Annotated in this window: 9 protein-coding genes and 1 tRNA gene; 2 read left to right on the top strand and 8 right to left on the bottom strand. The window is 38.1% G+C overall.

The annotated features are described in order from the left end of the window. Positions 1-198 precede the first annotated feature (198 nt). Complete coding sequence (msrA, locus tag VMW01_17220; GenBank protein ID HUW07982.1) at positions 199-855, bottom strand: peptide-methionine (S)-S-oxide reductase MsrA; 657 nt, start codon at positions 853-855, stop codon at positions 199-201. Between the two features lie 1,007 nt (positions 856-1,862). Here msrA and VMW01_17215 point away from each other — a divergent pair. Together VMW01_17215 and VMW01_17210 are read left to right on the top strand one after the other, a co-directional pair. Further along, entirely contained in the window at positions 1,863-2,051 is a 189-nt protein-coding gene (locus VMW01_17215) for a type II toxin-antitoxin system HicA family toxin (GenBank protein HUW07981.1), read from the top strand. Positions 2,052-2,141: 90 nt separating this feature from the next. Continuing rightward, positions 2,142-2,555 carry a hypothetical protein gene (locus tag VMW01_17210; GenBank protein ID HUW07980.1) on the top strand — a complete coding sequence of 138 codons (414 nt, stop codon included), beginning with the start codon at positions 2,142-2,144 and terminating at the stop codon, positions 2,553-2,555. A 433-nt stretch (positions 2,556-2,988) separates the two neighbouring features. Here VMW01_17210 and VMW01_17205 read toward each other — a convergent pair. From VMW01_17205 to VMW01_17175, 7 genes are all read right to left on the bottom strand, one after another. After that, positions 2,989-3,072: transfer RNA gene (locus VMW01_17205), tRNA-Leu, on the bottom strand. A 709-nt stretch (positions 3,073-3,781) separates the two neighbouring features. Continuing rightward, entirely contained in the window at positions 3,782-4,153 is a 372-nt protein-coding gene (locus tag VMW01_17200; GenBank protein ID HUW07979.1) for a TetR/AcrR family transcriptional regulator, read from the bottom strand. A 51-nt stretch (positions 4,154-4,204) separates the two neighbouring features. Then, positions 4,205-5,104: a hypothetical protein gene (locus VMW01_17195; GenBank protein ID HUW07978.1), complete on the bottom strand. Its 900-nt coding sequence runs from the start codon at positions 5,102-5,104 to the stop codon at positions 4,205-4,207. A gap of 11 nt (positions 5,105-5,115) precedes the next feature. Continuing rightward, complete coding sequence (locus VMW01_17190) at positions 5,116-5,736, bottom strand: hypothetical protein (GenBank protein ID HUW07977.1); 621 nt, start codon at positions 5,734-5,736, stop codon at positions 5,116-5,118. Further along, positions 5,714-6,523 carry a metallophosphoesterase gene (locus tag VMW01_17185; GenBank protein HUW07976.1) on the bottom strand — a complete coding sequence of 270 codons (810 nt, stop codon included), beginning with the start codon at positions 6,521-6,523 and terminating at the stop codon, positions 5,714-5,716. The genes VMW01_17190 and VMW01_17185 overlap by 23 nt, the downstream gene beginning before the upstream one ends. A 161-nt stretch (positions 6,524-6,684) precedes the next feature. Beyond that, positions 6,685-7,134 carry a DUF2141 domain-containing protein gene (locus VMW01_17180; protein ID HUW07975.1) on the bottom strand — a complete coding sequence of 150 codons (450 nt, stop codon included), beginning with the start codon at positions 7,132-7,134 and terminating at the stop codon, positions 6,685-6,687. Between the two features lies 1 nt (position 7,135). After that, positions 7,136-10,231 (bottom strand): efflux RND transporter permease subunit, encoded by a 3,096-nt coding sequence (locus tag VMW01_17175; GenBank protein ID HUW07974.1) that lies wholly within the window; start codon positions 10,229-10,231, stop codon positions 7,136-7,138. Positions 10,232-10,233 lie beyond the last annotated feature (2 nt).

The raw sequence follows: 10,233 nt of genomic DNA, 5'->3' as shown, positions 1-10,233 counted from the left end.
CAATACCTGGACCTTCAAACAGAAATTTGAAAAACCCGTTACAAAGGTGGTGCTTGGTGATAGAGATATTCCCGATGCTTTTCCCGAGAATAATAGCATTACCCTAAAGTAGCTACAAAGGAGGCAACCATCGCGTTGCCTCCTTTGCTATCTATGCTTAAACCAATTTGTGAATGAGTATTGTTAGGGCAATACCCATTAGTTTTTCTTGAGCAAATCCTTAAATGCCTTTTCAAACTTCTCTTTCTTAGGCTGAATAACCATTTGGCAGTAAGGTTGACGCCTGTTATTCTCAAAGTAGTCCTGGTGGTAACCTTCGGCCACGTAAAAGACCTTAAATGGCACTACCTCCGTTACAATGGGATTGGGGTAAGCTCCTTCGGCGGTAAGCCGTTTTATGGCCAGTTCCGCCAGTTCCTTCTGGGCCTGATTATGGTAAAAAATGGCTGAGCGGTATTGGGTACCAACGTCTGCACCCTGCTGGTTAAGCGTGGTGGGATTGTGGACGGTAAAGAAAACCTCCAGCAACTGGGCGTAGCTCACCTTTTTAGGGTCATATACAATTTGCACTGCCTCGGCATGACCCGTTTGACCAGTGCAAACCTCGCTGTAGGTTGGGTTGACAGTTTTGCCGCCGGTGTAACCCGACTTTACTTCCACCACACCTTTAATTTCGCGATAAATGGCGTCGATGCACCAAAAGCAACCACCCGCAAAGGTGGCGGTATCGTTAACCTGAGTTGTTGTCATATTCGATGGTTTATCTACATGTTTGGCCTGAGTTGTTTTGGTGGTCTTGAAAACAAGACCAAAAACAAGCATCATAAAAAGCAGAACGGAAATGGCTGGCCGCATGTTCATCTTTTTTATTTAACAACAACCAACCACCAAAATGGTTGAGGCGCAAAGCTAAGGGAAGGTTAAGAATGAGAAGTTAGACGGGAGTTATACGGAAGTTAGAGGAAGTTAGAAGAAGTCGTAGGCAGAATTTCATCAACCGTAGGGGCGAAATGTTTTTCGCCCAATGAAGAACCCTAGAAAGGACATAGCCCATGGCTTTAGCCATGGGTTAAAACCCCTCCAAGCGCAATAGGTGCGCCCACCCATGCTGTTCAATGCACCACAGCAACTCCGCACCGCAATCACCAAAAGGTATTAAATAGAGAAGTTATATGAAGTTAGAGGAATTAGAAGAATTCGTAGCGCAGTGAAGATCCCTCGATAGCGGGGGCAGAGAATTAAAAGAATTGAATAGTATAGTATGTAGATACGCATAATGGTGTTTCTCCTAATTAACCAGCCAACCGCGAAGCGGTTTAATATGAATAGCCCCGGGCTTCAGCCCGGGGTTAGCATACCATGCCAATCGTGGGCGGTGCACACACCACTGGTGTCAAGTGAACTAAGCCATGTAGATACAAAACATTTTTCATTCCATGGCTCAACACCTGAGGGGTTGAATGTTAATAGCCCATGGAACTGCGTTTGTCGTAAAAAGAAAAAAGCCTTGCAATTTTTAAAATTGCAAGGCTTTAATTTTTGGTGTCCTGGACGATACCAAACCTACGTCGACAAATTCCAGCACTTACTCGTGAAGCAAAACGATTCAAACAGGCTCACGTGAGGGCAGTACTATATTAATAGCCACGGTAAAAAGACTTATGTCAAGAGAAAATAGTACAAGAAGAGTTAGAAATTTGATGGGGTCAGCATAGTTATTGTTTCCTAGGTATGGTTTGTTGGCACATTATTGTTCCCCTTAATTTTATTTTCCATTCGTCAAAAAAAGTAATAAAAATACTACCTTATCTTGTTGTCGAGTAATAGATGTATTACTTTTGGAGCATTAAATATTCTCAGAAATGAGTAAAGTAAATCAAGTTGTCAAACTGATTGAAGAGGATGGTTGGTATTTTGTTAGGCAGAAAGGGAGCCACAAACAGTTCAAGCATCCAATAAAGAAAGGATTGGTTACGATTGCCGGACACCCGAACGATGAGCTAGCTAAAAAAACAGAAACTTCAATACTTAGGCAAGCTGGGCTAAAATAATCTGTTTTGTCTGATTGGATTGATAGTTAAATTTATACACTGAAGGCCTAACAAAGTTAATACTAAGAACCATTGGAAAGAGAAGAGGTAATGAAAACTCTTATGGTAGTGGTAGAGAAAACAGAAGCTGGATTTTCTACCTATTTAAAGGATGTCGACGGAGTAGTAGCAACTGGTGCTACTTTTGACGAAGTTAAGAGTGAGATGGAAAGAGCTGTAGCGTTTCACAAAGAGGGGCTTATTGAATTTGGTGAAGATGTACCAGTAGAATTACAGGGTGAAATTACATTTGAGTATGTAATGGATTTTGAAACACTATTCACCTGGCTCAATGGAATTATAACAAAATCTGGTTTGGCAAAGGTTGCCGGACTTAATCAAAGTCTTGTGAGCCAATATGCGGTTGGGATTAAAAAACCATCTGAAAAGCAGCTAAAAAAGATGGAGGCAAGCCTTCATAAGTTTGGAGGTTTGCTGCAGGAAATTCACTTTGAAGCAGTATAATAGAAACCCCTCATTGGAGGGGTTTCTTTGTTTGTTACAAAAACAATTTAGCCGTTTTCATTGCAATATTAGGTTGCAGCCCCAACGACTTTAGATAGATCATTGTGATTTGAAGACTGTGATGTCTCAACTGCTGCATGATTGGATAGGGATCCTTTACCACGTTATAATAATCGATGCCCCCTGTATGTTTCCATGAGTAAAGGGTTTTCTCCTTACCAATATGTAGCTGGTTCAATAGTTCAGGAGCAAATAATATTGCTAAAGCAGGAAGAATTTTGCAAAAGGGTAACACTACCGCTATGGTTGGATTGACTAAAAACGGAGTTGGATTAACCCTGAATTTTTAATCTTTTTCTTCACCATTCTCTTCACCCCAATAAAAAAAAACCTCTGAAATAGTTGATATTTCAGAGGTTTTAACGTTTAGATGTACCCAGGACGAGACTCGAACTCACACACCATTACTGGCACTACCACCTCAAAGTAGCGTGTCTACCAATTCCACCACCTGGGCATTTCAACTTGAGGTAAGAACGTAACGCATTACTGCGTTTTGTGGGTGCAAATATACAATAGTTTTGAGTTGTGGCAAGGGGGTGATGGAAAAAAAATAGGAAAAAATGAAGTTAGTGGGAGTTAAGCGAAGTTAAAGGAAGGTATCCAAATTTTGTGAGGCAATCCGGAAATTCTTATCTCCCTTTTGCGTTCCTGTAGCTCAGTAAGGTAGTTCATGAAACTGCCTCTCTTGAAACGCTCATCATTCAATGCAAAGCCTCATACAATACACTGTTTAAGCCTTTAGTGGCCCAAATACACAATTGTGTAACCTGTTGCTTTTTTACCCAATGATCAATTGAAATAATTACATCAAGGTTCTAAAGGTTTAAATCGTAAGATTTACCATCGTTGGCATTTGTCCGAAAATCCCTGAAAACTGAATTTTCTTCCAGTTAACCTTCATTGAAAATATTGCTAATATGCTCAGTTATTGTGCGTTTATTTTTATTGAAAAGCATCCCCATTTGAGCATGACCAAAAGCATTTTTAAATATGGCCTAACTATCATTGCAAGCATGTCGTTAAGCTCATATTATCAAACTTATATCGAAAGATTTAAATTTTTTTCATGTACTTAAGTTTTTCTAACTTAATTATTGAAGAATTCACTTTACCCTTTTGGACTTTTTACCGGTACAAGATGAGATAAAATTTCTTCCTACAGTTTATTTACGCACAAGCCATTTTTTTATCCCATTTAGTTTTTCAACCCAATCGGTGGGATATAACGTCTTAAGCGCTTTTTCGAATAAGCTTCCATTATTGTATAGCTCAGTTGCAAGAAACCATGTTGTTTTTTCAAAATCTTTCTGACCTATAATATTTTCATCCTTAATGGTAAAAACAGTGTTGAGTGTTTTGTTAACAACGCTGATGTATAATTTTTCTTTTGACCTAAAATAGTAATGAACAGCTGATTTATTAACACCTGCCTGAATTGCAATTTGCTTGAGCGTTGCTCCATGATACCCGAATAAAAGAAAGATATCGCAGGCTGTTTGTAATATCTTATATTCTGTATTAAATTTATCAGACATGAGTTTTAACTATTTCTTGGGATTTTTATACCATTCTTAATTACAAAGAGGTTAGAACCTTAATGTTTCGGTCATAATTCCAAAACGAATAATATTTAACTGATGGTTGAAATAGATGTTGTAATAGTCCATGCCATGGTACAGTTGAACAAAGAGCCCAATATCTTCGAAAAATTGTGGATGATAAAAAAAAGTAAACATTAGGTTAAGCCTATTTAAATACCAGCCATTCCAATTGTTTACTTCTCCAAACAACCAGGTAGCTTCTGCATTGAATGAGATTCTAGTTTTACCCTTACTACTCTGATTATCTAAGACAGGTAGTTTGAACACAGAAAATGTATTATGCCACCGGATAACACTGTATTTTCCTTTGAGTTCTTTATCCGACCAACTTTCTGGATGAACCTCAATTGATGTTTTAAAGAATTGATGAGCATTGAGGTAATTAACGAAATTGGTTTTAATTATGCCAACTTCAAAATAGTTAGTTGAAAAGTTTCCTGATTTCAAATTCACCTCACCATTTTCAAGATAGAAGTCTCCATCCTGACCGTTCGAATGATGTCCAAGACGACCAAACAACCTTAATTTTTCAACATTTTCGTTGCCTGTTAAATGATAATAGACTGTAATTTGTGGCATATAACTCGGTGTGCGAACAGGAAATGATTTCTCCCGATACATTCGGATAATGATTTGAGGTGTCAGAACGCCTATCAATCTGGAACTCTTACTTTCCCTAATGTAGAAATTGGGAATCAAATTTGCTTCAAACCAAAGTGGTTCAATATTTCCGACATCTATTGGAAAAGTGATATAGCTGTTACCTTGATTTACTTCAGCAATGGTAGTTAACCCAATAGGTGTTATTGAATCGCTAACTCCTTGCCCCACGCAAAAAACAGGATATGTTAAGGCAAAAATGAATAGAGCAAAACATTTTCTCATATTACTTTCCTTTAACGGTAAATTGCAACGCCAAATCCTAACTCAATTATGTCAGTTATTGGAATGGATGAATTTCCAAATTTGCTTGCCAGATATAAGCCGCGAGTTCCAATTCTCGTATAAAATGCAGTTCCTGAAGAAGGCGTTTTGTTTGCCAATAGTTTTGTTCTAATCTCCCCACCAATAAATATTCCGGAATTTCTTCCTGGCGACCACCAGTAATACTCTTTAGGATAATGAGGTGGTAATTTTATCCAGTATTCACTACCGAACGTATGATGAATGAACCAGCCCACATTCAAAGGCACCAACTCAATGTTTTTATTGACTTTATACCGCAACAATTTTACTGTTAATTGTAAGCTTACACTATGCAAATCATCGGTGGAAACAAACTCCGGCACATAACCATAAAAATAAGATACCTCCAACTTTTGGTTAAAGAAGGTGTAACCAACACCCATAGACAAAAATCCTATACCCCCTGCAAATTGCATTTTCACATAATCAGGTAGAAAATCCCAGTGTTTAGTTGAATCATTACTATGCGAAAACTGACCGTAAGTATCTCCATTACCTAGCAGAAACAAGCTGCTTAACAACAATACTTTAAAACTCAACAGTTTCAACATAATAGTTGCTATTGAAGATATTAATCACGTTGTATTTATTGTACTCCACTCCATAAACATTTATGTAAGTAACAGTCCCATCAAATGGGTTATAAATTTCATAATTATGGAGATGCCCATGGACTGTAAATAACACATTATCATACAGTGATATTGTCTGATAAAACGGTTCGACTAACCTTGCATCAAAACCATCATCCTCTGGCGGTACATGGAATACAACAACGGCATTAGAGAAATTATTGGATGGTTTCAATTGCTCGTTGAGCCATTGAATATCAGGAACATTTCCGTTGTTTTTAAACTCGAGACTATTTGTATTTATAAAAACGAATTTAACATTACCGTAAATAAAACTAAAGTCAAACGCACCAAACATTTCTTTATAAGCATTTGAGCCATTGCCTACTAAATCATGATTTCCAATGGTAACAAAATAAGGCATCCTTAATTTCAGCAAAATTGAATTACCCCACAAGTATTGTTTTGGCAGACCAAAATCGGCAATATCACCAACATGTATTACGAAATCGATAGATGAATTTTTGTTAACGCTTGCAACAAATTTTTCCATTTCATCGAAATAATTATGGGTATCACCCGTAAAGGCAATTGTAATCGTATCATCATTCTGCCCATCACCCAATTTCACGATATTCTTAGAATTCACATCTCTGTTTTCTTTGCTAAAATGGATTACGTATGGTGAATAGTCAAACAAATTTTCACATGCAATATTTATTATAATGCAAGTAAAAAATATTATAGTAAAACTAATTGCCTTCATGTCAATCTAGTAACTTAAATTATTAATTCATTAAAAGCAATACTGAAATTAAAAAGTTACAGTTTCATGAACAGATCCATAAGGTGCGATAAAGATTCAATTCCAAATCATAGCCCACATTATTTTACTCAAAAACCACTCAACGAGCCTCGTCACACATTCTATAAATAAATAATTTTAACGATGATACATTTATCCTTATTCACAATGAAAGAAGCTTTTTTAAACGAGGGAATATTAGCCAAACCAATGGATTGATAATTGGAGAAACCAATGCCCTCCTTTGGTAAGATTATTCCCTTTTTGATTTTACCATCACCATCTTCATCGTGAAGAATACTTACAGCATATTTCCCTTCTGGCAAGTTTTTAAATACTACGAATGATGATCCATTGGCAATTTTTCCTATAAGTTTTTCAAGATACTTTTCAAAGTGTTCGTCAGGAAATGCATCTTCTCGATTGTATAACGCAAAGATTACATCTCCTTTAGCATTGCGCAACCCATTGACCTCAACAGTTAACGAAAAGGTCTCCTTTGTTGAATTGCTATAGGAAGAGAAAATAGCAATTGTAACGAGTGAAGTAAAAAGTAAGGTTAACTGTCTCAACTTATATCTCCTTTCTTTTTGCAATCTTTTCCTTGATTGAGTCAACAATATCGTAAACCATTGGTACTACGTATACCGTTAAAATCATCGACGACAGCAACCCACCGATAATTACCCAGGCCAAACCGTTTTTCCATTCGCTGGCAGTGCCTTTAGCCAATGCAATGGGTAACATTCCAATTGCCATAGCTAGAGTAGTCATTAAAATGGGACGCATACGCTCCTTCCCAGCGATGATCAATGCCTCTTTGTAATGCTTGCCCTGAGCTTTTATCTGGTTGGTAAAATCCACAATCAGGATGGCATTCTTTGTAACCAACCCCATGAGCATAATCAATCCGAGTTGTGCAAATAGTGTTAAATCATTTAACGATAAGTTTAGTGCAAGGAAGGCTCCAATAATTGCCATCGGTATGGCAAATAGTGCCACGAACGGATAAATAAAGCTGTCATAAAGGGCTATCATTATCAGGTAAATCAGGATAAATGAAATTAAAAGAACCGAGGCTAAAGCCCCAAAACTCTCATTTTGTGTTTTGATATCTGCCCCCCATGTTAATTTAACACCTTCGGGTAATGGTTTGCTTTTTAGAAAGGTTATTACATCATCGGCTAAAGTACCCGAGGGTCTCCCAAAGGATTCGGAGGTTAAGGTTACAGAAGGCTGTCGGTCTAATCTTTCAAGGAGCGATGGAGAATTGTCTTGTCTAACGTCTGCAAATTGAGCTACCTCTATAGGCATGTTCATTTGGTTAACGACGGTAAGATGCTTTACATCTTCATAATTTTTTCTGTCAAAGTCATCCAACCAAATTCTTACCGGATATTCAGTCGCGTTTTCAGTCAAAGTTGCATCGTCGTTACCTGTAAAGGCTGTTCTTAAATTTAGCCCAACATAGGCAGTATTTAAACCTAAACGCTGCATTTTATCTTTATCCGGAATTACTTTGTATTCAGGACTGCCAGCTTCAACTGACAATCGAACATTATCTGCTCCAGGTATTTTTTCAATCGCCGATTTCAGCTCATTTCCCGTTTGCATGACTAATACAAGATTACTACCGCTTAACGTTATCTTGATAGGAGCCTGCTTGGGCAGTAAGCCTAAAACTGCCATCGAAAAGTTAACACCCGAAAACTCTTTATTCAGCTCCTTTCGAAGTAATTTCATGAATGGCTCGGTTTTGATGTGTCGATCCGTTTCAGGCTTTAGCTGAATCGTAAACTCAGATATATTGGCTGAGCCAACCCCTAAACTTCCAATACCAGTACTTGGGCCACCAATATTGCTGAAAAGAGTTGACACTTCAGGTTGTTGACGAATAAAATTTTCTATCTGCCGAGTTCTAATATTATTCTCCTGAACGGTTGTTGTTTTATCATATTCCAGATTCAGCCGGAATTTGCCCTGATCCCCAGTTGACATCATTTCCTTACCTATGATTCCCTGTTTCATTATCACGCCAGTCATTAACAGCAAAACAAGCACAATCCCAGTAAAGATGAGTTTATGGCTAAGCACCCATTCTAGTTGACGGCCATACCAGTCGATGAATACCGTTAATTGCTTTTCGAACCAAAGCAGGAATCGGTTTACAATATTTGTAGGTTGAAGATTCTCCTTTTTTCCAATACGTGAGGCCAACCAGGGTACCAGAGTAAAACCAACCAATAAGCTGGTAAGCGTGGACGTGATTACCACAATTGAAAACTGTTTTAGCATATCGGCCACAAATACCTGTAAAAACAGAATGGGTAAGAATACAACCACGTCAACTAGGGTGATTGATATAGCAGAGAACCCAATTTCCATACGCCCCTCTAATGCCGCACTCCGTTTATCTTTGCCCATATCCAGATGCCGCTGAATATTTTCCAAAATTACAATAGCATCATCAACCAGTATCCCGATAATGAGCGACATAGCCAGTAAGGTCATCAGATTTAGAGTGAATCCCATCAGCCACATCACGGCAAACGCGGTGATTAATGAGGTTGGGATTGCAACTAATACAATCAAAGAGTTCCGGTAACTTCTTAAAAACAGAAACATGACCAATGAAACTAAGATAACCGCTAAAATCAGGTCATCAACCACCGAATTTACGGCTGAAATAGTTAGATCTGTAGAATCATCTACAACTGTAAACTTCACTCCATCTTTTGCGTTGTCACTTTCAATTTGAGTGAGTTTTGCATGAACTAATTTGGAAACTTCTACGGCATTGGCATCACCTTGTTTTTTCAGCAACAGACCAATTCCGTTCACTCCATTATATCGACTTACGGAACTTTCCTCCTTAACGCCATCAATTACAGTTGCTACATCCTTTACATAGACCGACACTCCTGGTGCAGGCAAAGCTATCTGGACATTTCTTATATCACTTAATGTGACAAACTTACCAATTAGCCTAACGGAGTTACTCTCTTTATTGGATTGCACTTTGCCAGCGGGTAAATCTATTCCTGAGCGATTAATCGCCTCAACAACCTGGGAAAGTGATACCTTATACAGTTTGAGTTTGTTTTGATCGACCTTTACCTGAATTTCCCGTTCTTCTCCTCCAATTATAGTAATTTCTGCTACCCCTTTCAGCTGCTGAATTTGCGGGAGAAAATCATCCACCATTTTTTGATAAAACACAGTCGATGGCAAATTACTAGTCGCACTGATTGAAATTATTGGCAAATCATTAGGAGAAACCTTACTCATAACCGGACTCAAAATGCCCGTTGGAAGATCTTTGCGAATGTTGTCGATATAGCGCTGTGCATCCTGCATGGCTTTATCCACATTTGTTCCATATTTCAGGTTGGCAATAATAATGGAGGCATTGGGCATTGATTTTGTCTCCAGATAATCAACTCCTTCGAGGTTGGATAGTGCATCTTCTATTTTTCTGGAAACAGATGTTTCCACCTCATTAGGCTCAGCACCGGGATACATCGTTTTTATTACAACTACAGGCTGGTTGAAGTCAGGTAAGAGTTCATATCCAAGGTTTTTATACCCGATGATTCCCAATAAGGTAAACACGCTGAAAAGAACGATGATCAGCGAAGGTCGATTGATTGATATTTTTGTAATATTCATGG

The organism is Williamwhitmania sp. (assembly GCA_035529935.1).
GTDB lineage: Bacteria > Bacteroidota > Bacteroidia > Bacteroidales > Williamwhitmaniaceae > Williamwhitmania.
The sequence above is the reverse complement of the archived record's forward strand: the minus strand, read 5'-3'. Positions and strand labels throughout refer to the sequence as shown.

Excerpts from the sequence above, each read along its gene's own strand:
- msrA (HUW07982.1), bottom strand. The coding sequence starts at position 855 with ATGCGGCCAGCCATTTCCGTTCTGCTTTTTATGATGCTTGTTTTTGGT.
- VMW01_17215 (HUW07981.1), top strand. The coding sequence starts at position 1,863 with ATGAGTAAAGTAAATCAAGTTGTCAAACTGATTGAAGAGGATGGTTGG.
- VMW01_17210 (HUW07980.1), top strand. The coding sequence starts at position 2,142 with ATGAAAACTCTTATGGTAGTGGTAGAGAAAACAGAAGCTGGATTTTCT.
- VMW01_17200 (HUW07979.1), bottom strand. The coding sequence starts at position 4,153 with ATGTCTGATAAATTTAATACAGAATATAAGATATTACAAACAGCCTGC.
- VMW01_17195 (HUW07978.1), bottom strand. The coding sequence starts at position 5,104 with ATGAGAAAATGTTTTGCTCTATTCATTTTTGCCTTAACATATCCTGTT.
- VMW01_17190 (HUW07977.1), bottom strand. The coding sequence starts at position 5,736 with ATGTTGAAACTGTTGAGTTTTAAAGTATTGTTGTTAAGCAGCTTGTTT.
- VMW01_17185 (HUW07976.1), bottom strand. The coding sequence starts at position 6,523 with ATGAAGGCAATTAGTTTTACTATAATATTTTTTACTTGCATTATAATA.
- VMW01_17175 (HUW07974.1), bottom strand. The coding sequence starts at position 10,231 with ATGAATATTACAAAAATATCAATCAATCGACCTTCGCTGATCATCGTT.